The organism is Acinetobacter lwoffii, assembly GCF_024129855.1.
Classification (GTDB): domain Bacteria; phylum Pseudomonadota; class Gammaproteobacteria; order Pseudomonadales; family Moraxellaceae; genus Acinetobacter; species Acinetobacter lwoffii_L.
This window is the reverse complement of the sequence record NZ_JAMXXC010000009.1, coordinates 47,459-73,034: the sequence shown is the minus strand read 5'-3', so window position 1 is coordinate 73,034 and position 25,576 is coordinate 47,459. Positions and strand designations below refer to the sequence as shown.

Annotated in this window: 20 protein-coding genes, 1 pseudogene and 1 riboswitch; of the genes and pseudogenes, 10 read left to right on the top strand and 11 right to left on the bottom strand. The window is 43.5% G+C overall.

All coding sequences use genetic code 11. From position 1 onward, the window contains the following. Nucleotides 1-146 precede the first annotated feature (146 nt). Both nirD and nirB read right to left on the bottom strand, forming a co-directional pair. Nucleotides 147-1,757, bottom strand: coding sequence for a nitrite reductase small subunit NirD (nirD, locus tag NI465_RS08980; RefSeq protein ID WP_253145069.1), 1,611 nt, complete (start codon nucleotides 1,755-1,757; stop codon nucleotides 147-149). A 24-nt stretch (nucleotides 1,758-1,781) separates the two neighbouring features. Then, entirely contained in the window at nucleotides 1,782-4,328 is a 2,547-nt protein-coding gene (gene nirB / locus NI465_RS08975) for a nitrite reductase large subunit NirB (RefSeq protein ID WP_253145068.1), read from the bottom strand. Nucleotides 4,329-4,831: 503 nt separating this feature from the next. Here nirB and NI465_RS08970 point away from each other — a divergent pair. From NI465_RS08970 to NI465_RS08935, 8 genes and pseudogenes are all read left to right on the top strand, one after another. Continuing rightward, nucleotides 4,832-5,410, top strand: coding sequence for an ANTAR domain-containing response regulator (locus NI465_RS08970; protein WP_004280362.1), 579 nt, complete (start codon nucleotides 4,832-4,834; stop codon nucleotides 5,408-5,410). Between the two features lie 10 nt (nucleotides 5,411-5,420). Next, nucleotides 5,421-6,437, top strand: a complete 1,017-nt coding sequence (locus NI465_RS08965) for a CmpA/NrtA family ABC transporter substrate-binding protein (RefSeq protein WP_253145067.1) — start codon at nucleotides 5,421-5,423, stop codon at nucleotides 6,435-6,437. A gap of 245 nt (nucleotides 6,438-6,682) precedes the next feature. Then, a complete protein-coding gene (locus NI465_RS08960) occupies nucleotides 6,683-7,627 on the top strand; it encodes an ABC transporter permease (protein WP_253145066.1) in 945 nt (314 codons plus the stop codon). Continuing rightward, a complete protein-coding gene (locus NI465_RS08955) occupies nucleotides 7,627-8,508 on the top strand; it encodes an ABC transporter ATP-binding protein (RefSeq protein WP_253145065.1) in 882 nt (293 codons plus the stop codon). The genes NI465_RS08960 and NI465_RS08955 overlap by 1 nt, the downstream gene beginning before the upstream one ends. Nucleotides 8,509-8,585: 77 nt before the next feature. Then, complete coding sequence (locus tag NI465_RS08950; RefSeq protein ID WP_253145063.1) at nucleotides 8,586-9,593, top strand: isopenicillin N synthase family dioxygenase; 1,008 nt, start codon at nucleotides 8,586-8,588, stop codon at nucleotides 9,591-9,593. Continuing rightward, nucleotides 9,590-10,471 (top strand): hypothetical protein, encoded by an 882-nt coding sequence (locus tag NI465_RS08945; protein WP_253145062.1) that lies wholly within the window; start codon nucleotides 9,590-9,592, stop codon nucleotides 10,469-10,471. The genes NI465_RS08950 and NI465_RS08945 overlap by 4 nt, the downstream gene beginning before the upstream one ends. Before the next feature lie 8 nt (nucleotides 10,472-10,479). Then, complete coding sequence (locus NI465_RS08940; protein WP_004280373.1) at nucleotides 10,480-10,809, top strand: DMT family transporter; 330 nt, start codon at nucleotides 10,480-10,482, stop codon at nucleotides 10,807-10,809. Between the two features lie 75 nt (nucleotides 10,810-10,884). Continuing rightward, nucleotides 10,885-11,632 (top strand): annotated as a pseudogene (locus NI465_RS08935) (IS5 family transposase). Between the two features lie 79 nt (nucleotides 11,633-11,711). Here the strand turns inward: NI465_RS08935 and NI465_RS08930 are convergent. The 4 genes from NI465_RS08930 to NI465_RS16715 are packed head-to-tail and all read right to left on the bottom strand — an operon-like array spanning nucleotide 11,712 to nucleotide 15,118. After that, nucleotides 11,712-12,734, bottom strand: coding sequence for an ABC transporter substrate-binding protein (locus NI465_RS08930; protein ID WP_044110883.1), 1,023 nt, complete (start codon nucleotides 12,732-12,734; stop codon nucleotides 11,712-11,714). Further along, nucleotides 12,731-14,539 carry an allophanate hydrolase gene (gene atzF, locus NI465_RS08925; RefSeq protein ID WP_253145061.1) on the bottom strand — a complete coding sequence of 603 codons (1,809 nt, stop codon included), beginning with the start codon at nucleotides 14,537-14,539 and terminating at the stop codon, nucleotides 12,731-12,733. The genes NI465_RS08930 and atzF overlap by 4 nt, the downstream gene beginning before the upstream one ends. A gap of 11 nt (nucleotides 14,540-14,550) precedes the next feature. Then, on the bottom strand, nucleotides 14,551-14,994 hold the full coding sequence (locus NI465_RS08920) for a CopG family ribbon-helix-helix protein (RefSeq protein WP_004280384.1): 444 nt from the start codon (nucleotides 14,992-14,994) through the stop codon (nucleotides 14,551-14,553). Beyond that, a complete protein-coding gene (locus tag NI465_RS16715; RefSeq protein ID WP_004647016.1) occupies nucleotides 14,987-15,118 on the bottom strand; it encodes a hypothetical protein in 132 nt (43 codons plus the stop codon). Before NI465_RS16715 ends, NI465_RS08920 begins: the two co-directional genes overlap by 8 nt. Nucleotides 15,119-15,729: 611 nt before the next feature. On the opposite strand from NI465_RS16715, the gene NI465_RS08915 reads away from it, so the two are divergent. Beyond that, nucleotides 15,730-17,598, top strand: a complete 1,869-nt coding sequence (locus NI465_RS08915; protein ID WP_253145060.1) for an ATP-dependent nuclease — start codon at nucleotides 15,730-15,732, stop codon at nucleotides 17,596-17,598. 72 nt (nucleotides 17,599-17,670) lie between these two features. Here the strand turns inward: NI465_RS08915 and uca are convergent, their stop codons facing one another. The 4 genes from uca to NI465_RS08895 form a co-directional block, all read right to left on the bottom strand. Then, on the bottom strand, nucleotides 17,671-21,291 hold the full coding sequence (gene uca, locus NI465_RS08910; RefSeq protein WP_253145059.1) for an urea carboxylase: 3,621 nt from the start codon (nucleotides 21,289-21,291) through the stop codon (nucleotides 17,671-17,673). A 4-nt stretch (nucleotides 21,292-21,295) separates the two neighbouring features. Then, complete coding sequence (locus NI465_RS08905) at nucleotides 21,296-21,946, bottom strand: urea amidolyase associated protein UAAP2 (RefSeq protein ID WP_164543251.1); 651 nt, start codon at nucleotides 21,944-21,946, stop codon at nucleotides 21,296-21,298. Nucleotides 21,947-21,957: 11 nt separating this feature from the next. Next, the gene (locus tag NI465_RS08900; RefSeq protein WP_034439367.1) at nucleotides 21,958-22,695 is read right to left on the bottom strand and encodes an urea amidolyase associated protein UAAP1; all 738 of its coding nucleotides are present in this window, start codon (nucleotides 22,693-22,695) and stop codon (nucleotides 21,958-21,960) included. Nucleotides 22,696-22,723: 28 nt separating this feature from the next. Beyond that, nucleotides 22,724-22,835: riboswitch (guanidine-I (ykkC/yxkD leader) on the bottom strand. Between the two features lie 206 nt (nucleotides 22,836-23,041). Further along, nucleotides 23,042-23,935, bottom strand: coding sequence for a LysR family transcriptional regulator (locus NI465_RS08895; protein WP_253145058.1), 894 nt, complete (start codon nucleotides 23,933-23,935; stop codon nucleotides 23,042-23,044). Nucleotides 23,936-24,215: 280 nt separating this feature from the next. Here NI465_RS08895 and NI465_RS08890 point away from each other — a divergent pair, with 280 nt between their 5' ends. After that, nucleotides 24,216-24,932, top strand: coding sequence for an HAD family hydrolase (locus tag NI465_RS08890; protein ID WP_253145057.1), 717 nt, complete (start codon nucleotides 24,216-24,218; stop codon nucleotides 24,930-24,932). 82 nt (nucleotides 24,933-25,014) lie between these two features. Here the strand turns inward: NI465_RS08890 and NI465_RS08885 are convergent, their stop codons facing one another. Next, nucleotides 25,015-25,365 (bottom strand): hypothetical protein, encoded by a 351-nt coding sequence (locus tag NI465_RS08885; protein ID WP_004280391.1) that lies wholly within the window; start codon nucleotides 25,363-25,365, stop codon nucleotides 25,015-25,017. Nucleotides 25,366-25,576: the final 211 nt, after the last annotated feature.

The window sequence follows — 25,576 nt, the reverse complement described above, 5'->3', positions numbered from 1 at the left end:
TTCACCAAATCTCTGATATCTAGCTTTTACAGGTTTGATTTAAATTTTTTCTATGTCTCAAAAGCTTTAATCCTCCCCAACCCTCCTTTAATAAAGGAGTGAGGGTCCCCTTTTTTCCAAAGAGGGGTTGAGGGAGATTGATCCGATTACCCTGCCTTTTTTAATGCAAAATCCCGACCAAAAAGCAGTTTGCTGCGGATATTACCAATTGGTGTCTGGTCTGCAATCAGTTCTGCATACCAAGCCCCATCTTCAGTATCACCAAATAGCACCGCACCAATGACCTTGTCCTGCTGGATGATGATCCGTTTATAAATCTGACGTTTTTCATCATTCAGCACGATATCTTCAAAATCATCCTGAGGTTCAAAATTGCCGGCAGAGAAGACATCACATCCGCTAACCTTGAGCTGGGTCGGAACAGTCGGTGCCTTAAAGGTCAGTCGGCCATGTTCAGCCAGATGCGTCGCACAGATAAAGGCCTGTCCCCATAATGGCTCAACCAGTCCAAAGGTCTGACCACGATGCTCAATACATTCACCCACTGCATAAATACTCGGGTCATAGGTTTGCATGGTGTCATTCACCAGCACCCCACGATTGCAGCGCAAGCCAGCCTGTTCAGCCAGAGTTTTATTTGGTCGAATCCCGACGGCAAAGACCACCAAATCGGCATCCAGCACTGTCCCGTCTTTTAAACGCAGTTGAGTCACGTGACCATCAATACCGAGCAGCTCTTCGGTGTTGGCTTCGGTAATGATCCGGATACCTTTGTCTTCAATTGATTTCCTCAGCATTTGACTGGCTTTCATATCCAGCTGACGATCCATAATACGGTCCATCAGGTGCAGCACAGTCACATTCATTCCCTGCTGCTTCAGTCCATAAGCTGCTTCCAGTCCCAGCAGACCGCCCCCAATCACGACGGCGTTTTGCTTGGTTTTGCAGTAATCCAGCATGCGGTTAACATCCTGAATATCCCGGAAGCTAATCACGCCTTCAAGTTCAGCACCTGGAATTGGCGGCACAAAGGGTTTGGAACCGGTCGCGAGGATCAGACGGTCATAAGCAACGACTTCGCCTTTTTCGGTATGAACCTGCTTACGTGAACGGTCGATAGAGATTGCAGCATCTCCAGCTATGAATCGAATGCCTTTTTCGGCATACCAGTCGGCTGAATGCAGCATAATTTCGGCAAAACTTTTCTCACCAGACAATACCGGTGACAACATGATCCGGTTGTAATTGCCCCATGGTTCCTCCCCAATTACGGTCATGTCATAACGATCTGGCGCCATATCCAGCAAGTCTTCCAGACAGCGCATACCCGCCAGTCCATTCCCGACCAGTACCAGTTTTAAGCGCTCTGTGTTTTGACCATTACTGGAAATATAAGTCTTTTGTGCGGTTGGACTCACCAGAACTTTGCCATTTTCAATTCGGGTTGGAAATACCAGTAATTTCTGCTCTTGTTCTTCCAGACAACGACCGGTCACCAGACTGAAATGCTGCTTGTAAATTGGGGATGCGACTACACGCTCACCTTGCAGATCACCCAGAATGCCACGTGCCATGACATTGGCCAGACTAAACGGATCCTGATTGCTGAGTGCATAAACCCGCTGTTCCTGACCCACGCGAAAAATTGCAATCTGCTGATCTTCAATCAGGGCTGCCACACCGGTATTCGGAGTGATCTCATCCAGATTGCAGACTTCATACCAGTTCAGTTCGTTCATGTCTTTTAAAATTGTCATTTTCATTCTCCCTGACTGTGGTATTTAGGCTTCAACCACTGGAATACGGTTTAAATCACGTTCAGCTTCTGTCTTTGGACGAATCTGGCCACGTACAGGCGCAAACTGAATATGCGGGTCATTCTGCTCGGCTGCTTTGGCATTGATAAAGGTCTTAAAGCGTTTGCGTACTTCAGGATCTTCAATCGCGCTGCGCCATTCATCCTGATAAGTGCCAATCACATGCTGCATACGGCTTTCCAGTTCAGTAGCAATGCCGAGCGAATCATGCACAATGACATCTTTGAGATAGTCCAGCCCGCCTTCCATATTGTCACGCCATACGCTGGTGCGCTGCAGACGGTCCGCCGTCTGGATATAGAACATAAAGAAGCGGTCGATATATTTGATGAGTGTGGGAGTATCCAGATCCGAGGCGAGCAGTTCAGCATGGCGCGGTTTCATGCCGCCATTGCCGCATACATATAGATTCCAGCCTTTTTCCGTGGCAATGACACCGACATCCTTGCTCTGTGCTTCTGCACACTCACGGGTACAGCCGGATACTGCCATTTTAGTTTTATGTGGTGAACGCAGGCCTTTATAACGGTTCTCCAGGAAAATTGCCAAGCCGACAGAATCATCGACCCCGAAACGGCACCAAGTGCTGCCCACGCAAGATTTCACCGTACGTAAGGATTTGCCGTAGGCATGTCCGGACTCGAAACCGGCATTAATCAGCTTTTCCCAGATTTCAGGCAGTTGATGTACCTGCGCACCAAACATGTCAATTCGTTGTCCGCCTGTGATTTTGGTATATAGGCCATAATCTTTGGCAATCTGACCGATGGTAATCAGGCCATCCGGAGTAATCTCGCCGCCTGCCACACGTGGCACAATCGAATAGGAACCATCTTTCTGGATATTGCCGAGGTAGTAGTCGTTGCTATCCTGCAAACCGGCATGGCTAGGTTTTAGGACAAAGTCATTCCAGCAGGATGCCAGAATATTGGCTACAGTCGGTTTGCAGATATCACAGCCCATCCCATGACCATGTTGCTGAATCAGGTCAGAGAAAGTCTTGATTTCATGCACACGAACCAGGTGATATAGTTCCTGACGTGAATAGGCAAAATGTTCGCACAGGTGATTGTTCACCGTGACACCCTGACGCTGTAATTCAGATTTGAGAACCTGGGTCACCAATGGCGCACAGCCACCGCACGCTGTTGCAGCCTGCGTGCATTTTTTCAGTGCACCCAATGAAGTTGCACCGCCATCAATGGCTGAACAGATATCAGCTTTGGAAACATTATTACAGGAACAGATGGTCGCACTGTCAGGCAACAAATCGATGCCACTGCCACCCGATTTGGAGGTCGACTGATCAAAGCCCGGCATGATCAGGCTTTCCGGTTGCTCCGGTACAGCCAGACCATTTAGCATCATTTGCAGGAGATCACTATATTCTTTGGCACAGCCCACCAGCACCGCGCCCAGCAGCCTGGTCTTATCTGCTGACACCACGATTTTTTTATAAACCTGCGCGGCTTCATCAGCATAAAAATAGCTCAAAGCACCTGGGGACATGGCATGTGCATCACCAATAGAAGCAACATCCACGCCCATCAGTTTGAGCTTGGTACTCATGTCCGCACCAGCGAATGCATGACTTTCTTGGCCTAGGACATGTTTTGCCGCGATCCGCGCCATGTCATAGCCTGGTGCAACCAGACCATAAATTTTATTGTCCCAAAGTGCACATTCACCAATGGCATAAATGTCCGGATGTGAGGTCTGGCAATAATCATTAATGATGATGCCGCCACGCTCACCAATCAGTAAACCACTTTGGCGCGCCAGTTCATCACGCGGACGAATGCCGGCCGAGAACAGGATGATATCGGTTTCAAGCACCGAACCATCTCCGAACTTCATTACATGCTGAGTGCTGTCACCATCTTCAATACTTGACGTGGCCTTTTGAGTATGTACCTTGACACCAAGGTCTTCAATTTTAGAGCGCAGTACCCGGCCGCCCAGATCATCAATCTGCACCGCCATCAGACGCGGAGCAAATTCTACGACATGGGTTTCCAGATTCAGATCTCGCAGGGCTTTCGCTGCTTCCAGCCCTAGCAAGCCGCCGCCAATCACTACGCCAGTTTTGGCATTCAGACTGGCTGCACGAATGGCATCCAGATCTTCAATGGTACGATAAACAAAGCAATTCTGACGGTCATTGCCCGGGATTGGTGGCACAAAGGCATAAGAACCGGTAGCGAGAATCAACTTGTCAAAACTCAGCACATCACCCTGGCTGGTGGTGACGGTTTTATGGAGCTGATCAATTTCAACCGCTTTAGTATTAAGTCGCAAATCAATGCCATAAGCATCGGCAAAATCACTACGACACAGACTCAGATCCTTGACCGACTTGCCGCTGAAATATTCGGTCAAATGTACCCGGTCATAAGCTAAATGTGGCTCTTCTGCCAAAATGGTCAGCTCAATGTCATCACCGGCCTGTTCCAGTACAGATTCGATGAATTTATGCCCCACCATGCCATGCCCAATCATGAGAATTTTCATATCTGCACTCCAACTATTGTTTTTTTAAAGATGATAAAAAGCCGCATATCACGTCTAGGCATTGATATGTCTGCTGATTGAATATGTTGTAAATACCGCAACCCAGCGCTTTGTAATGCTGGAGGAAGGGTTGAAACGCTTGTGCGTTTTGTATTGCTGAACAACTGACCATGTCATTTATCCTGTGCTGAACGAAATACCAATCACACTCCTTGAAAGTGCAATTACGATCAGAACGGACATCGTTGGCCGTTGTTAGTATTGAAAGTCATCTTTGACGATTTAATAAATGCAGAAATCGTGCCAACTTTTCCAATAAGAAAACGCCTTATTTCAGGCAGATGATCTACCTAAACGCTTCATTTTGATCAGCCATCAGCTGAAATCCCTAAAGCTATGCACTAAATTGAACAGAAAAATAGAATTTTATGCACCAATTTAATGGCATGTTTTTTGCTTTACTCCTGCTTGAATATTCCTTAGGCCTTACTTGAAAATATTCCATGTCCAAATTACGAATTGCTCTTATTGATGATGATCTGGAGCGCGCCCAATTCATCCAGGAATCCTTACTTTCACATGATTTTCAGGTGGTGGCCTGTTTAATCCTGAATGACCTGAATATGGTACATGTTAAGGGTATTCATGCAGATGTGATCCTGCTGAATATGGATCATCCGCATCGGGATATTATTGAAAGCTGTGTCAGCCAATATGAACTTCCGACCGTGCTGTTTACCCAGAACTCCAATAAAGACACCATCAAAAGTGCGATTGATGCCGGAATCACGGCTTATATTGTCGATGGTATTGATCCCACCAAACTAGAAAGCATTCTGGAAATTTCAATTGAACAGTTTCGCAAGCATAAAAAGCTGCTGAATGATTTAAAAGAAACCCAGGACAAACTGATTGACCGTAAAGATATCGATAAAGCCAAAGCGTTGCTCATCCAGCTGCATGCATTAACGGAAGAGCAAGCTTTTGCTTTATTGCGTAAAAATGCCATGAGTCACCGGATTACCATTGGTGAAATGGCCAGACGCTTACTGGATGCACAGAAGCTGTTATTGGGCCAATAAGGAAAAGCATATGTCCACATTAGAAAAAACTGAACTCAATATTGGCTATATTCCTTTACTTGATTGTGTTGCCATTCTCTGGGCCGAAAAACAGGGGTATTTTGCTGAGCAAGGATTAACCATCAATTTAATCCATGAAGCCTCCTGGTCTAGTTTGCGTGACCGTCTGGCCTATGGCTTTCTGGATGCTGCACATTGCTTGTCTGCCATGCTGCCCGCTGCTGCCCTGGGTACAGACCAGTTACAGGTGGCTTTGCAAACCCCTCTAGTACTGAGCATGAATCAGGCTTTTATTAGCCTGCGCCAGGATTTGTGCTATGAACTCGGCATCCAGCCTGGGGATGATGAACAGAATACCTCAAAGAAACTGGTACAGGCTTTACAACAGAATCATTCCATCAATCTGGCCTATGTGTATAAATATTCGATTCACCATTACTGTTTAAAAGAATGGCTGGCGCTGACTGATCCACAACTGGCCAAGAATATCCAGCTGATGACCTCTCCACCGCCTTCCATGGTAAAAGGAATCGCGGAACAGGTATTCGATGGCTTTTGCGTGGGAGAACCCTGGAATATTCAGGCCAAACTTGAAGGCTATAGTTTTATCGTCGCGGCAAGCCAGAATGTCATTCCAAAAGTTGCCGATAAAGTCTTGGCCATGACCCAGGAATGGGCAGAACAGCATCCATTTACCGTAGAGGCAGTGGTCAAGGCAGTACAAAAAGCGCAGGATGATTTAAAGCAGCGCCCTGATCTTTCCGAAGTCTGGGATATGTTAGTCGATTATCAGATTATTCAGTTTGAATGTTCCGCCCAGCGGCATGTCTATGACTTTTACAAGATCAAGAATATTATCCGGAATTTTGTTGGGAAAAGTGCCCAACCGAAAGTCGATGATTTTATCTGGCTCCTGCAGCAGATGCAGAAATGGGAAGATATTGAAATGACCGCAGCCGAGAAAAAACAGATTGCGCAGCAGTGCATCTATAGCTTGCAAAACCAGCATGCAGACATTATTGGCTAAATGATGTTACTGAAAAAAGAGACCTGATTTTTCGGGTCTTTTTTATTGAGTTTATTTTCCAGAAAATGATTAAAAATCTCTGCATTCTGATCTAACTTCTTGAATATGATTAAAAGTTGTCTGCTAATTTTTTCTATAAAAATAAGCCACTTTAAGAGTCATTTCAGGATTTGGGATGAAATGGCATCCATTTTGCTTATTCAGTATTACGTTTTATAAAATTTGTAATATTGAGGGGCAACACTATGAGTTACGTTGCACGTGAACTCAGTCAAAGAAATAAATTGCTGTTTGGCTTGGGGTCTTTTTTAATACCAATTCTGATTTGGTGTGCAGTCAGCTATTTGCCATTTATCTGGCATCCACAAGTCCAGATTACTGATTCTGATAGTGTTGCCTATTTACAGGTCGAGAGTCGTATTGATAAAGACCAGTTTTTTTCTGCTGCGCAGTCTGCGGTAGATCAGGGTCTGGCTCCGCCGCAGGGTATTCTGGTCAACCCGATTTATCTGCCTGCACCACATGAAGTTGCGATTGCACTGGTCACGGCGTTTACCACGGAGCCTACCCAAGCCAATGCACCCTGGTTTCATGAAAGTCTGTGGCACAGTATCAAGTTGGTCTTTACCGCGTTCTTTATTTCTTCCTTGGTTGGTATTCCACTCGGTATTTTATGCGGATTTTCAAATAAAATTTCCCAGCTGACCGAACCCTTTGTTGAGTTTTTCCGCTATTTACCTGCTCCCGCCTTTGGTGCACTGGCAGTGGCAATTCTCGGAATTAATGATGCACCCAAAATTGCCATTATTGTGATAGGAACCCTGTTCCAGCAAATCCTGATCATTGCCAATACCACACGTCTGGTGGATCGCAGCCTGATTGAAGCCGGTTTTACCTTGGGCACCAATAAACTGAAAAGCCTGTTGCATGTGGTGATTCCAGCGGCCCTGCCTGAAATTTACCGCAATCTGCGTGTGCTGCTGGGTTGGGCATGGACATACCTGATCGTAGCAGAATTGATCGGCAGCACCTCCGGAATTACCTGGTTCATTACCCAGCAAGCCCGCTATCAGAACTTTGATAATGTCTTTGCCGCGATCCTGATTATCGGGGTGATTGGTCTGCTGTGTGATGTGATCTTGATGAAATTGGGACAACGCTTATTTAAATGGAAACCGGGAGCTAACTGATGCAAAACACTGAATTTAATACCCGCGAATACTTTGACAAGATTTATAGTCGTCCGGTGATTCTGGAAGCGAAGCAACTGACACAAAAATTCAGTCATGGCAAAACTGAACGTACGGTTTTAAATGCTCTAGATTTGAAAATTCATAAGCGTGAGTTCATTTGTGTGATTGGGCCTTCCGGTTGCGGCAAGTCAACCTTTAGCCGTGTAGTGGCCGGTCTGGATCCTTATAGCAGTGGTGAGATTCTGGTGGATGGCCAGCCAATTACCGGCCCAAGTCCGGAGCGTGGCATGGTGTTTCAGGGCTATACCCTGTTTCCATGGAAAACCGTCAAGGAAAATGTCATGTTTGGTCCGCGCATGAAAGGCCAAAGTAGTGCAGCGGCAGAAGCACAGGCACGTGAATGGATCAATATCATTGGTCTGGAAAAGTATGAAAACCAGTATCCGCATGAGCTGTCTGGCGGGATGAAACAGCGTGTCGCGATTGCCCGGGCTTTGGTCAATGAACCGAAGATCCTGTTGATGGATGAACCCTTTGGAGCACTCGATCCGCATACCCGGCAAAAAATGCAGCGTCATCTGATGGATCTTTGGCAAAATATCGACATCACCATCATTTTTGTGACTCACGATATGGATGAAGCCATTTTACTGGCCGACCGTATTGTGGCGCTGAAAGCCAATCCGGGTGAAATCAAGGAAATTATCGAAGTTGATCTACCTCGTCCACGCCATCCAGACATCATGCTTAGTCCTGAATTTAAACAGTTAAGACAACGTGTCGATTATCTGGTGCATGCTGAAGAAGATGAACTGGATCCGGCACTTGCAGAACTGCCGGTCATTCCGCGTATGACCAAGGTCAGCAGCAATAAATAATCTTATCCAAAATGCCTTTGGGACGACCCGAAGGTTTTAATCGCTGTGTTGGACGACCAACATTAGAGGTGATTATCATGCAAGCGCAATATGTACTCCCACTGGTTGATATTTCAAAATTACAAAGTCCGGATTTAGCCGATCGTATTGAGGTTGCTCATGCTCTGGATCATGCCTGTAAAGAAGTCGGATTTCTTTATCTGCAAGGTAGCCAGTTTAATTCTGATTACGCCAAAGCCCTGATTGAAATGGCCCAGTCCTATTTTTCTCAGGATCTGGACACTAAAATGCAGCACTATATTGGCAAATCAAAAAACCATAGTGGCTATGTGCCGATTGGCGAAGAACAGTTTGCCGGCAACAGTTATGATTTAAAAGAAGCCTATGATGTCAATTATGATTATCAGGGGGTAAGAAAAGACTGTCCTTTACTTGGGCCCACCTTATGGCCAGACCATCCGGATTTCAAGTCTATTGTCAGCCAATACTATAGTCATCTGCGTGAGATCAGCCGGCAGATTTTTTCTGCCTTTGCACTGGCGTTGGGCATTCGTGAGGACTTTTTTGAAAGCAAAATTACTGATGCACCAAGTCAGCTACGCTTGATTCATTATCCTTATAATCCGGAAGTGAAAGACGCCGAAGGCATTGGCGCACATACCGATTACGAATGCTTTACCCTGCTGTTACCAACCGCACCCGGCTTACAGGTTTTGAATAAAGCCGGTGAATGGATCGACATTCCCCTGATTGAAAATACACTGGTGATGAATATCGGGGACATGATGGAAATTCTGTCAAATGGTAAATATCTCGCCACCAAGCACCGCGTGAAAAAGGTCTCGGAAGAACGTTATTCATTCCCGCTGTTTTGCGCCTGCAATTATGACACCGTGATTGAACCGGTTATTCACACTGAAAATTCCAAATATTCTGCCCTGATCGGGGGCGAGCATCTATTTAATCAGACCGCCCAGACCTTTCAATATTTAAAACATCGCGTTGCTAGCGGTGAACTGGTCTTAAAAAATGCTGTACCACTTTCCTCTTTTGGACTTGAAGAACAGGCGGAGACAGCATCATGAATCTGTTTGAAGTAATTAAAACTTTAAAGCCCACTACCCCTCAGCCAGAGATTATTCCGGGCTTTTTATATGGGGCATTTCGGCGTAAAAGCATCAGTTTTTATAATGGCCTAACTGATGAAAATACCATTGTGTACTGGTTTCAGTCGCACAGTTTTACCATTGATCTTCGTCTAAAAAGCCAGACGGGAACTGCTGTTCAGGAACGCCAAGGCTGGATTGGCAATACGCTTTGGGATAGCGCCAGCCAGCTCTTGTCCTGGGAAGTGAAAGACTACGCCAATTACCAGAATCATGTGCAATGGCCGGAACCAGCCCGGTTACATGCCGTTGGCAACTGTATTCTGGAATTTTCTCCAAATAATGTCTATGTCGAAGACTGGCGCCAGCAGGTACAGCACGGTTTATTTTTAGGCCTGCGGCTTCAGTCTGCGCTTGATGTTCAATCTGGTCAGAAACTGGAAATGGATGGTGGCCTGATTATTTGTGGCGATCATATTGGCTATGCCCTGACGCGTTTGCCTGAAGTGCAAAGTGCAGTCGCTCAAATGGACTTGAAAGCTGTCGATCCGACCGTGTTTGCCTTGGTGGAAAGTTTTGAAGTTTCTATCGGGACTGATGGTCAAGCTAAAACTTACAGCACTCGCAGCAGTGAAACAGGCAAAACCTTTAACCTGGAAAATTTTGAAGTTCTCAATGAAAGCAGTCTGGTTCAGCATGTCATTTTAGATGACCGTGAAATTGACCTGATTTTTGAGCTGGATATATACCAGCCGGATTATGAGTTTCAATACAGGACGCCAACGACTACAGAAGCTGAAAGCTGGCTCAAGTCAGAACAAGAACATCTGATGCATCATGCAAAACGGGTGTTTTAGGGAGAAATATGTCTTTTTTATATCTGTCGATTGCCATTATTGCAGAAGTCATTGCAACTTCTGCATTGAAGGCCTCCAATGGTTTTAGCGTGCTCTGGCCTTCACTTGCCACCATTGCCGGTTATGCCGTTGCCCTGTTTTTCCTGTCACTGACCATGAAAACCATTCCGATGGGCATTGCCTATGCAATCTGGTCTGGTGCCGGTATTATTCTGATTTCAACGGTTGGCCTCTTGGTGTTTAAACAGCAACTGGATCTTCCCGCGCTGATCGGTCTGGCGTTTATGATCATTGGCATTATTTTTATCAATGTCTTTTCCAAAAGTACGCAGCTTTAATTTTTTAATATTCATCTGACTAGAGCCTGTCATCAATTAGCTTGAGAAAATCTAACCTGTCCTCATTATTTTTTCATGACTAAACGCTATGCATTAAGAGATGATCAGTGGGAGCAGATTAAGGATCTGTTACCTGGACGAGCGAGTACTGTTGGAGTAACTGCCAAAGATAACAGGCTATTTTTTGAAGCAGTATTGTATCGGTATCGTTCAGGTATTCCATGGCGAGACTTACCCGAACGCTTTGGGGATTTTAGAGTTGTGCACACTCGCTTTAGCCGTTGGGCTAAAGCAGGCGTATGGCAGAAAGTTTTTGAAGTGCTATCACATGAAAGTGATAATGAATATGCCATGCTAGACTCAACCATTGTGCGTGCTCATCAACACAGCGCCGGAAAAAAAAGAACAGGCAATCGGACGCAGTAAAGGTGGTTTAAGTACCAAAATTCATGCCCGTACTGATGCTTTAGGCAACCCAACAGGATTTTATCTCACTGCCGGGCAGACTCATGACTTAAATGGTGCTGATGTGCTGCTGGACTTATCGTTAAGTCAGACTTGGCTCATGGATAAAGCCTATAATTCTAAGGATCGAGTGATTGATCCAATCCATAAGATCAAGGGTCAGATCGTGATGCCATCCAAAAGTAACGCGATTGATCAGCGTGATTATGACCAACATCTTTATAAAGCAAGACATCTGATCGAGAACTTCTTCGCCAAGCTCAAGCAGTATCGAGGTATTGCTACGCGCTATGATAAATTGGCTCAAAACTTCCTGTCAGCAATCTACCTTGCTTCAATCATGATATGGCTTAATTGATGACACGCCCTAATAAAAAATCCCCAATCTGGGGATTATTTATTAGTTTAGAATACCTTCCAGAATGAGGCGGCATGCTCTATTTGAGTTCTTGCACCAGCGTTGGAACAATCACGCCATCCACATTCATTTCAGTCGTATAAATGCCGTTGGCTACATTGAACTTGTTCACATGATAGCTGGAACCATAGATCGAGTCGAAACCATCACCTTTGGTAAAGACTTTCTTGTTGGCGGCCAGATCCAGTAAATGTGTGCCATCAATGAACTGCATATAGGTCTTCGCATCGACACCAACCCGCTTGGACATGATCTGTGCAGCGTCTTCTCGAGTCGCCGGGTCATTGATATATTTGACAGTTTTATCCCAAACCTGAATCACCTTTTTCCATTGCTCTTTATTGGCTTCCAGATGGGCAGGATTCACGGTCAAGGTATCGTAGATTAACCCCGGCTTGTCTTTAGAGGTAAAAATAATCTTGGAACCGGCCACCGCAGATAAAGCCTGATTTGCTACTGGCTGCCATACCGCAATTGCATCAATATCGGGAGTAGCAAAAACCTGTGGCAATTCATTGGTCATGGTATTGACCAGTTTGACCTCATTCAGGCCAACTTTGGCATCATCCAGTGCAGTGGACAGTAACAAGTGATCGACCAGACCTTTTTCAGTGGCTACGGTTTTACCGCGCAGATCCTGAATCGAATTAATGCCATTCTTGGCAATAATCACGTCATTTCCAGCTGAATAATCGGTCGCCATGATCATCACGCCCTTGGTCCCGCCAGAGCCAGTGACCAGATTATCACCATTAGTGACCATGACCGCATCCAGCTGGTTGGCAGCAAAAGCTGAAAGTGAGGCTGAATAGTCAAACCATTTAAAATCAGCATTGACTCCAGCTTCCTCTAACCAGCCTTTTTCAATCGCAACTTGCCACGCAACCCAACCCGGCCAGTCGCTATAACCAATCCGGATGGGTTGAGTATTTACAGTACCTTCAGCCTTGGCATTTGGTTCAGGTACTTTAGCGGTATTGTCACAACCGCTTAAAAGGATTGCAGACAGTACGGAAACTGACATCAGTGCTTTTTTGATCATTTTGCGACTTCCCCTATGCATTCACATTTAAATTTGGTATTTGAAAGTTGTTTAGATTTCATAAATTCGCGCCAGCCACCGAAATGACTAATATCTGTTGCATCCTCAAGTGCATAGCCTTCACAGATAAAGCCTTTGACCCAAGTACCATCAATCAGCTGGACATTGCCGATCCCCAAAGGTGCCGGAACTTCTGCAACAATGTCTCCGAACAGTGCACGCGGAATGTCCCAGACCTCTACTTCAATTGAAGAACCTTTCGCGTTGTATTGCAGGCCAGGTTTTGGCGGTGTCGTATTTTTTAAAGCATAGAGTTTGTAATGCGAAGCAGTCCGGGTCTGCTTCATCAGGGTGCCACTGCGTGTGGTCAGCTGAAAATTCAGTGGCATACCGGTCAGATGTGCTCCGACGACAGCCAGTTTGACGCTGTGCCCCGATGAGATTTCAGTTGTTTTTTCATAGCTAAGTTCAGAGGTGCCTAGCTTTAACTGGCTCGATTGCTGCCATTTTTGCCCGAATTTGGCCAGTGCTTCATCCATCCAGGCTGGCGCAATAAAGGTCACACCCGTTGGAAGACCATCGGCACGAATACTATTTGGTAATGCCAAAGCCGACAGATCGGCAAAATTGACAAAATTGGTATAAGCGCCCATATGGCTGTTTTTCACCAGAGGATCCGCTTCTACATCTGCAATGCGATAAATGGTGGGTGCAGTAGGCACCATCAAGGCATCATAATCTGCCAGTGTAGTTTGAATAACACGGCTCAGGTGGGCACGCTCATATTCATCCTGCATGACATCGACCGCATTGAACCGGTCTGCCTGCGCAATAATCTGGCCAATGACCGGATGGGTCTGCTCGCGTTGCACCATTTTTTCCACGGCACTGGTACGTTCAGCCACCCAAGAGCGGTTATACAAGGCCGCTGCCAGTTGTTGAAATGGAGCAAAATCAATCGGCTCAACCGTATAACCCAAGCTTTGTACACTTGCGATCGCCAGCTGGAATGCTTTTTCAGTTTCAGCATCGCCATAAAATTCCAGTGTATCTGGAATGGCAATTTTCCCTTTTGAAAATTGGCTAGGAACATTCTGAGGATGCGTTCTGGAATAATCATCGCTGGCATCATAGCCCTGCATGACTTGCGCTACCTGCCAGGCATTATCCACCGTTAATGCAAAAATCGAAATCACATCGATGGTGCGACAAGCCGGAATCAGGCCAGTAGTCGAGAACCAGCCTTTGGTCGGTTTGAGTCCGACAATGTTATTGTGCCCTGCTGGTACACGTCCTGAACCTGCAGTATCTGTACCCAGACTGAATGGTACTAATCCATTGGCTACCACCACGCTGGAACCCGAACTCGAACCGCCGCTGATATATTCAGGATTAAAGCTGTTCTTCACCGCGCCGTATGGTGAGCGCACCCCGACCAGACCCGTTGCAAACTGGTCCAGATTGGTTTTACCCACGACAATCGCGCCGGCAGCTTTTAATTTGGCTACTGCGGTTGCATCGGAAGTCGCCAGATAGGCTGCTTCTTTACATGCTGCTGTGGTATAGAACCCTGCAACATCAATATTGTCCTTGACCGCAAATGGCACCCCATAAAGTGGCAAGCTTGCACTATCTGCACCAGTCAATGCATCAATTTGTGCCTGTAATTGTGCTGCCGTCGCAATTGATATCCAGGCATGATCGTCATTATTCAACCCGGCAACATACTCAATCAGGTCACTAAGCTGGATATTGTTATTCTGGTAGGCGTGTTGCCAGTCCTGTACAGTCCATAAGTTGTGCACAGCTGTTCTCCTTAAGTGTGTTCGGTATTTTGTGGAATGGGCGGCATGACGGCATCCATCAGTTCGAGATGGCCTTTAATCACGCCTTTCAGTGCAATAAATTGTTCGCTAATTTCTTTCAGATCACTACTCGCGCCCTGCATCAGCATGACTTGCAAAATTTTTTCATCATCCAACTGGATATGAAGTGAATTGATCACTTGCGCCAGATACTGCTGCTGCAGATCGACCAGCTGACTGCGCAGCGGTTTCAGGCTGACGTCGTAGAGCAAGGTGAGTGTGCCGACCATGACTTCATCGCGAATCACCAGATCATCAATCAGGTGGCGGTTAATCATGTCGACAATGGCCTGTGAACGGCTTTCATAATGCTGCTCGACAATTTTTTGGTCCATCGCATGTAGCGTGGTTTCTGGCACGGTAATACTGATCCGTGCCAATTTTTGTTTAGGCACGATGTTGATCCTTGGGTTGGTATTGGGAAGACTGTTTAATGTGAAAGCCTGCGCGTACGCTGAGCAGCTCAACCAGAAAGTGAAGCCATGGATGCATTTTTTTATTTGATGTCGGATTGTTCATGTGCATCTCCTGTAAATATTACAAAACCAAAATTTCGTATTACTTAGGAAAATGCAGAAAGCGTGCCAATTTTTAGTTATTTGGATGAGGTGAATAAACTTATATAAAAGGGCGAAAAAAAGCCCCATAACATTGAAATGGGGCTTGTTCTAAAGTAAAAGTAAGTTTTGTATTTCACCGGTTTATTCCATTTTGATTGCTCATGTCCTTGCTATTCTTTTTATACATGAATGGTTAACCGATGTTTGTGATTATGAGTGATCAAGTGCTTTGTTCTCCTCTATTTATAGTTGTATATAAATAAAAGCATAAAGCATGCCACAATATAAAATTGAATAGATTTAAGCAGAATGCCTGAGAAATTAATTACATATGCAAAAAGAGGCAAAACAAGGATGATTTATTTTTTAAGTATGCCTAAAAAATAGCCCATTTTGCACCATTGGGGTTCGAGTATGCATCAAAGTGTGGCTGAGTGATTCAGACCGTTATCTATCTAAGTGTTATTCTTCTAAAATAAAGACCAACCAGATGATCAATCACTATTTTATAACTCATTTGAAAAGTGATGAATTACTGCTAAATTAGCACCTATATCTGGGGGCATTTTTATGACAGAAAAATTATATTATTGGGCAGAAAATTTAGAAGACTATACTTCAGATAATGATACAGACACAGAGAATAAAGAAGTTATAGAAATCAAAAGACTTAATTTTTTTATTGGTAAAAATAATGCAGGAAAAAGTAGGTTTCTGAGAGAGCTTTTTTTATCAAAATATAAGATAAATGACTATAATGATGTAAATAATAAGAATGACTTCTATGCTGAAATTTATCCTATAGTTAATTCTACCAATGGCACTCTAATAGGTAACAACAGTCATTTCGGTGGTTCTAATAAAGCTGAATTATTAAATAAATTAAAACAACTAGATAGTCTACCAAAACAATTTGATCCTAAATCATTATATAATTTAAAAGAGGAAATTTCTAAATTTCGATTCACCAAAAATGATGCTACTGTTAGAATCTCCGATACTATAGATAAATATTTGCAATCTTATTCAAAATTATATATCCCTATTCTTCGCGGCATGCGCCCTGTGACAGAAGAGGTAAATAAACAACCTTACATTGAACGTGCCCAAAAAGATTATTTCCCTGATAAAGAAAAGTTCAACTCCCAAAATATTATTACAGGTGAATGTTTATACCACGAACTTAAAATTCATCTTCTAGGTGAGCCTGAACAACGTGAATTGATAAAAAATTACGAAGACAAATTAAGCCAATATTTTTTTGATAACGAACCTGTTTCACTTATTCCCAAGCATGACCAGGACGTTGTGAATATAAAAATTGGTAAAGATGCTCAAAGACCTTTATTCGAATTAGGTGATGGTCTGCAACAAGCAATTATCCTAACCTATGAAGCTTATATAAAAAGCAAAGATAAAAATGGAAATACTGAAACACATGCATTCTTTATTGAAGAACCTGAACTTCACATGCATGCTGGTATGGTTCGTCAATTGATGAATTTCTACTTAAACGAAACACCTCATTATTATTTCTTTACTACACATTCAAATCATTTACTCGATATGGCTGATGAATCTGATCAAGTCATGATTCAAAAATTTGTAAAACAGCCGAAAGATGATGATCAAAGCAAATTTGACTTTAAAATTTATCGTTGTGACCGTGATCGTGACTTACTTGCCTCATTAGGTGTAAGACCTTCTTCTGTATATTTAGCCAATTGCACCATTTGGGTTGAAGGCATTACAGATCGCTTATATATCACTAAATATATGGAAAAATATTTAGCTGAATTAGAGAAATCGAATAAAGAACTTTATAAAAAGTACCGTCGCTTTATGCCGAATTATCACTACACATTTGTAGAATATGCAGGGAGTAATTTAGTACATTGGTGCTTTAGCGACGATTACGCAGATCAATTAGAAGATAAAGGGCTTAGTGCTAAAGCGGTCGCAAGTGAAATGTTGCTAATAGCTGATGGCGATATTCAAGGTAAAGCTGATCGTGTAGAAGTTTTAAAGCGTGAGTTGAAAAAAGATAATTATTTAATTTTAGAGTGCAAGGAAACAGAAAATACTCTGCCGAAAGAGGCAATCATTAGAGTAGCTCAAAAAAAGTTTAGCAAGATGCAAACTAGAACTAAACAGGGGTTTACTATAGAAAAGTTAGATTCAATCACTGCATCTGATTACTTTGATCATAAAGATTATGGAATAGGAAAACTATTAGACGATCAAATACGAAATACCAGAACATCAACTGATAAAACTGCATTTGCTGATGGTAAAGGTGTAGGTACAATAAAATATAAACTAGATTTCTGCCGAGAAATCATCAAAGATTTCGATGAAAAACCTGATTGGGAACTTACACCAAAAGCCAAAGCGTTATGTGAACGAATATTTAAGCATATCGAAAAATGTAATTCTTAAATCTCCCCTAACCCCTCTTTAATAAAGAGGGGAAATTCCCTCCTTTGAAAAAGGAGGGTTAGGGAGGATTCTTTAAGCCACTGGCGCCAACGTAAACAATACCTGCCCCGTTTTTACCGTCTGCCCTTTTTCAATGGTAATTGCATCCACACGCATACGCTCAGGTGCAATAATTGGTATCTCAATCTTCATCGCTTCAATCACAGCTAAGGTCGCACCTTCTTCCACAATATCGCCTGACTGACATTCAATTTTCCAAATTGAACCCGGCATATGTGATTCCACCGCACAACCACCTTCAGGCACTTCAACACCTTCGCCATCATCCACAGCATCTAGACTTTCAGAGACATATTCCGCAAGACCTGCTTCATGCCAGCGACGGCGCTCTGCATCAAAGTTGGCTTGTTGCACCGCTTTAAATGCCGAAATAGATTCTTGGTTTTCAGTTAAGAAGTCGTTGTATTCTTTTAGATTCAATACACCATCTTCAATGCGTAATTTTAAACGCCCTGCTTTAAAGTCCTCACGCATTTGCATGAGTTCCGCTTCAGACACTTCATAAAACTTAATTTGGTCAAAGAAGCGCAATAACCACGGCATACCTTGTTCAAAGTCGGGGTTTTTACGGTAGCGTGACCACATTTGCGAAGTGCGACCGACAAACTGATAGCCACCCGGACCTTCCATGCCATAAACGCACATATATGCACCGCCGATACCGACAGCATTTTCAGGTGTCCACGTACGTGCAGGGTTATATTTTGTGGTGACCAAACGCTGACGCGGATCAAGTGGCGTTGCTACAGGTGCACCCAAGTACACATCACCCAAGCCCATGACCAAATAACTGGCGTTATAGACCACATCTTTCACGGCTTGTTTGTCTTTTAAGCCATTAATACGACGGATAAATTCGATATTGTCCGGACACCACGGCGCATCTGGGCGCACGGTTTGCATATAACGTTCTGTTGCAAGTTGCGTTTGTGAATCTTCCCAAGCAAGCGGTAAATACACAGTACGGGATGGCACTTGCATCTCAGTCACATCAGGCAGTTGCTCTTCCGCCACTTGAAGCATACGCAACAAATCAATCTGATCGAGTTGGGTCGAATCAAAATGAATTTGCAATGAACGAATACCCGGTGTCAGGTCAATAATGCCTTGAATGTTTTGATCTTTGACCCATTGCATCAGCGCATGAATACGGAAACGTAGGTTTAAATCTAAAACTAACTCGCCATATTCCACCAACATATAGTTGTTACCGGCAGGACGATACACCACATCAGGCGTACCATTTTGACCTTTTAAAGTGTCTAGAATGGCAGATTTCAGCGTGCTAATTTCAGGATAGAACGACTCATCAAAAGTCACCGCTTGTGTATCTTGAGCAGTTAATTGCGTACGATATTTTTCATTCAGTACTTTGGCTTGATGATAGCTGATAGGCACAAATTTGACTTTATCGCCTGCTTTAAGCTGACCGAGTTTCCAAAGTTCCGAATTGATGACCACCGCAGGACACACGAAACCACCAAGGCTTGGGCCATCTGGACCTAAAATAATCGGCATATCACCGGTAAAATCAATCGCACCAATGGCATAAGCATTGTCATGGATATTCGATGGATGCAGACCCGCTTCACCACCGTCCTGACGTGCCCATTCAGGTTTAGGTCCAATTAAACGAATTCCGGTACGGCTGGAGTTAAAGTGAATTTCAAACTCATTCGCAAAGAAAGTATCAATGTCGTTTTTGGTAAAGAAATCAGGCGCGCCATGTGGACCATACATCACCGCAATTTCCCAAGAATTGGAGAATGTCGGGATTTGATCATCGCTTAATGCGCGAACTTCATCGGATGTAAATGCCGTGATTGGAAGCATATCGCCAATCAGTAAGTTACGCCCTGCATGACCACCGAATTGACCTAAAGTAAAAGTTGCTTGTGAGCCTAAATATTCAGGCACATTTAGACCGCCTTTAATGCCAATGTAGGTACGACAACCTGTGGCGATCTTGCCACATTTGAGTACCTGACCTTTGCGTACATTGACAGTTTGCCACATTGGAACGGCTACGCCATCCAAAGTAGATGGCATATCACCACCAGCAAGCACAATTTGACTATCACAATGAAATTTTAGGCTTGGCCCTTGTAGCGTACATTCCAAACCTGCGGTATTCGGTACATTGCCTAACAATTGGTTTGCGACATTTAAAGACAGCGGATCAATCGCACCGGATGGTGGCACACCAACATCCCAATAACCTAAACGTCCTGTCACATCTTGCACGGCGGTTTGTATACCGGCTTGGAGCACTTCAATCTTTTGAGTTTTCCACTCAAAGGTATTTAAGAAGCGTGTGGTTTGTGTCCCCGCTTTAAACACATCGCAATCGATAATGTTTTGTAGATATTCAAGGTTGGTTTCAATGCCGGCAACCGAAGTTTTAGCCAAAGTATCCGTCATGGCTTGAATGGCAGAATCACGAGAATCGCTTGTGACGATAATTTTGGCAATCATCGGGTCATAGAACGACGAGACATTGGAGCCGGTTTCTACCCAAGTTTCATTACGGGCATTGGCATCAAATTCAACGTGAGTCAAAAGTCCAGCACTTGGTTGAAAGTTTTTGATTGGATCTTCAGCATAAAGACGCACTTGAATCGAATGACCTTGAGACTCAAGTGTTGATGTAGGTGCAACCCAATCGCTACTGCCTAAAGTCACCATCCATTCCACTAGATCGACACCAAAGACTTGCTCGGTTACACCATGCTCTACTTGTAGACGGGTATTCACTTCCAAGAAATAGAATTCTTGGGTGTCGGTATCCATCACAAATTCAACGGTACCTGCCGAACGGTAATTCACCGATTGCATCAATTGAATCGCGACATTTTGAATATAGGCACGTTGCGTATCGTTTAAATGTGGTGCAGGCGTTTCCTCAATCACTTTTTGGTTACGACGTTGCACCGAACAATCACGCTCGCCCAGTGCTAGAACTAAACCGTTGCCATCACCAAAGATTTGCACTTCGATATGACGAGCATTTTGTACGAATTTTTCTAAGTAAAGGCCTGCATCTTTAAAGTTGGCTTGCGCTAAATAAGACACGGTTGCATAAGCTTCTTTCAGCTCCTCCGCATTCCACACCAAACGCATGCCAATACCACCACCACCTGCGGTACTTTTCAGCATCACAGGATAGCCAATACGCTCAGCCTCAAGCAGGGCTTCAGCTTCATCAGCCAATAATTGGCTACCTGGCAATAACGGTACATTGGCTTGAATCGCCAATTCACGTGCAGTGTGTTTCAGACCAAATGCTTTCATTTGCTCGGCATTTGGGCCCAAGAACACAATGCCTTGTGCTTCACAGAGATTACAGAATTCGGCATTTTCAGACAGGAATCCATAGCCCGGATGAATCGCTTGCGCACCGGTATATTTGGCCACTTCTAAGATTTTATCGACATTCAGATAGCTTTGGCTTGCAGGTGCATCACCAATAAAGACCGCTTCATCAGCTAAAGTCACATGCAAGGAATCACGATCTGCTTCCGAATACACCGCAACCGATTGGATGCCTAATTTTTTAAGGGTACGGATGACACGACAAGCAATTGCACCACGGTTGGCGATGAGAACTTTATTAAACCCATATTTTAAAGTCATAGTCTTATACCTCGCCTTCACGGACAATCAGTTGAATTTTTGTTGGGTTATAGGCATTACATGGGTTATTTAGTTGTGGGCAGTTTGAGATCAACACAATCAAATCCATCTCAGCTTTAATTTCCACATATTTGCCCGGTGCAGAAATCCCATCATCAAATTTCAGGTGACCATCTGAAGTTACAGGTACATTCATAAAAAAATTAATATTTGGACCGATATGGCGCACATTCAGACCATGCTTTTTCGCAATCGGATGTTGTGACAATGCAATCATGAAATTGTTACGGCAACTGTGCATTGGATATTTATCATGCGCATAACGAACCGTGTTACTTTCACATGAACATGCACCGCCTAAAGTATCGTGGCGACCGCAGTTGTCATCATGAATACTCGCAATTTTATTGCCAAAGTTGGTATATAAAGTCGTACCTTTTTCTAGATAAATTTGACGGTTCATCGCCAAAGTATCGGTTGCGCTATAACGCTCTTCAGGGTTATGTGCGGAAATAAACAAAGTATCCACCGCTTGATTACCTTCAAGATCAACAATACGGAAATACTGGCCTTTTTTGACTTCACACATCCATGCTTCACCGGCAGGACAAACTTCGCTAAGTACTGATTTTTCTATATTTACGAGTGCAGTCATGATCATTCCCCTTAAGCAGTTAAAGCGTAATAGCGGTTATTATTTTGAAACGCACGCTGATTTTGCGGGCATGAGTCACGGCAGACATCGGTGTCGCCTAAAGGCAGTGCTTTAAAGAGTGAGAGCTGAATATCGGCTGGTGCATATTCATTAGAATTGTCGAGTGCATGTGGTGCGCTGGATAAAAACACCAAACAATCCATTTCAAAGCGTAGTTCAATTACTTGATCAGTATTGTCAGATACGACATAAGACAAGTTACCGTTGTCATCTGGTTGCACTTTAGAGAATAGATTTAAAGTATTGCTAAGATCGGTCGCCGATAAGCCAAATTTGGTCATCTCTAAAAGCAAGCTGTCTTTACCGTTGCGGTACATGTCGTTACGCGCATCTTGGAAGCTTTGCTTGCCAAACTGTTGTTCGATTTGCTGTGCGGTACTTGGCGCACAAAAGGCATCATTCCAACCATGGTCATCTTTAACAATCGAGATCATCGCACGACCTAAATCAGACGCCAAAATGTGCCCTGTACTTAAAAATGCGCTGTGTTGACCTTTTAAGCTGTCTGGCATGTTATAGGCTTCAAGCTTATCTTCGCTATTCACACAAAACAGTGAAACATTGGCATTTGCGCCTAAAGATTTAAGTTGTAAAACTGCGCCACGCTGGATGCGTGCTGACCAGTGGTGTCCACCCGGTAAACGTTCAGTCCAGAGGACTTGATCTTCGTGATAAGTAGTTGTGCTCATATGCATCCATCCCAATCTTGTACGGTTTACCTCCCGGGCTTTTATCCCTCCGTGTAGCTTGAGCTTGAAACTTAAGCCGTGAACTCTCGGTCGCAGACCTACATGAATCTTCATGTATCGGAACCCTAGATCACTTTATGATTGAGTAGATAGATGCAAAGGACGTGCCAAACTGGTAATACTATTTTTTATATTCGTAATACTTTTTTTTGAGATGGAACTGATCACTTCAGGTGCAAGGCTCTGAAAAAGGCATCAAGATGTACCAAAATAAAAAAATCCCGGCTTGAACCGGGAGTTTAAAATCTAGAGATGAGAACTCAATCAAACTATTTAAGTTGTAGAGTTATTTACTTAAAATCTCATGCAGCATATTGCGTAACCATTGATGGCTGGTTTTATGATGACAGGACATATGCCAATACTGCTTTACGGAATAGGTCGGGAACGCAATTGGCGCATTAAAGATCTTGAGATTGCCACGTGATAACAGGACTTCACTCAAATAATAAGGCACGGTCGCAATCGCATCGGTTTCCTGCACTACCAGTCCGACTCCCAGATAACTTGGCAGACGCATTAGAATGTCACGCTTAAGTTCCAGATTCAGCAATTCATTTTCAATATGGTAATGCCCCATCCCGGCATCAATATCGATATGGGTTTCATGTAAATACTCTTCGGTCGTGATGCTGTCACCCGTGAGTCGCGGATGGTCTTTCGCCGCGATCACCACATAATACTGTTCAAACAGTTTCTGCTGATAAAAGCCATTCTCCAGATTTGGTAAGAAGCCCAAAGCCAGATCAATCTCGCCATTGGCCATCTGATAACTGGTTTCCGAGGTAATCGGACGCACATTCAGACGGATATGGGACGCATGCTGCTTCAGATACTGTGAAATTTTTGGCAATAACACCAGATGGGATACATCGGTCATCGCCAGTGTAAAGCGCTGCTGTGAAGTGACCTGATCAAAATTGATCGTGAAATTATTGATTGCTTCAACTTTGCTCAGTGCTTCGCTGACCAAGGGAAAGAGCTGTTTGGACAGGTCTGTCGGCAGCATTTCATTGCCAATACGTAAAAATAAAGGATCACCATAATGCTGGCGAATTTTATTTAGCAGATTGCTCACCGCTGGCTGGCTCATATCTAAATGATCGGCTGCCTGAGATACATTTTTAAATTTATAGACATAATAAAAAATACTGAGCAATTTACAGTCAAGTTCAAACACAGAAATACATTTCCTTTAACTTTCTCATCATTCGGACAGGTCTTTCATCCGCATAAGTCTATTGAGGGTCAGATTAAAATATAACACTTCGCCACTATTTTCAGGATTAAACTCGCTGTAATTTTCCGAAAAAAATACTTTTTCCAGATGAATAAATCCATTAAAAAGTACCTCAACGCAAAATTTCCAGCCCGGTTTGATCAGGTCAGTTAAACAATTAAATCGTATGCGATATACTCAGTCCCACTGAATAACTGGTAAAAATACAGAGAAATCTTATATGTTTCAGGATAAAAAGCTGGTCTGTTTTGATCTAGATGGTACGTTGATTGATTCTGTAGGCATCTGGAATCAGGTAGATGCAGCCCTGATTGATGAGCTCTCCAACAGAAAAGTCGATTTACATGAGATTCAGATTCAGCAACAGCGCGATCTTCAACTTACCGCCTTGAGACATATGTCAGATCCTTATCTGGAATATTGTGGATTTTTAAAAGAACAATACGGTTTTGAACCAGCTAAAAAAGAAGTAAAAAATCGTCGTTATAGTATTTCCCGACATTTTCTTGATTATATCGTCGAGTTAAAACCTCAGGCAGACCTCCTGATTCAGGCTTTAAAACAGCAACAGATATCACTGGCTTTGACCACCACCACCAGTTTATTCAATGTACAGCGCTATCAGGATAACAATCGAAATATTAATTCTAAAATCAGCTTTGATGAGGACTTTTCCTTGATTCTCACCCGTGAAAATGTCCAGAACATTAAGCCGCATCCCGAAGTTTATCTGAATGTTTTGCAAGCCTTTAACCTTCGACCTGAGGAATGTCTAATTATTGAAGACTCGTTAGTCGGTGTAGAAGCAGCAAATCATGCGGGCATCGAGGTGGTGGCAATTTATGATCAGCACTCCGCTCATGAAATAGATTTGATCAAAGCCAAAGCAAATTATTATGTCGAGGATTTTGCTGAATTATTAAGTTTTATTCAGTAAAAACACCCACTAAAAAAGATGCCATGAAGCATCCTTGTTCATGACATCTTGAATACTATTTGTGGCCTAAAAATCTTACTACCTATTTGGCTTTTTTATAGATTGAGCCTGAACCAACCAGATTTCCGGTTTTCTCATCGATTGCAAAATCGACCATACCTGCACCTGCGTTCAACTGAAGCATACCATTTTCATTCACTGCAGCGGGCATTGGATTCTTTTTCTCGGTTTTACCGGTTTCCTTATCTTTGATCGTATTGGTAATCAGATAATTTTCACCATTTTTTGAAATAACCAGAATATTTTCAAGTTTTGGATTTTCCACGGTGTTTTTCCAATTGCCCTGATAATCTGGTGCGGGTGCTTCAGTGGTGTTACAAGCAGTTAAAAGTACTAATAATGGAATTGCTGAAAAATATTTAAGATGTTTCAAAACTGAGACCTTAAGTGTAACGACGCGGCCATTATAGAGAGAAGCCCTTGGGGCTGAAGCAGGTTGTTGTAGGCAAAGCGTTTCAGCAGTACTGGATCTGTTTTGCTTTCGTCATTTTTTGAAATCTGTATCCATATTTTATTCATAAACAGGAGGATTTTAATGATATTGAATCTGATAAAGGTCAAAAAAATTCCTCAATAGACCATCC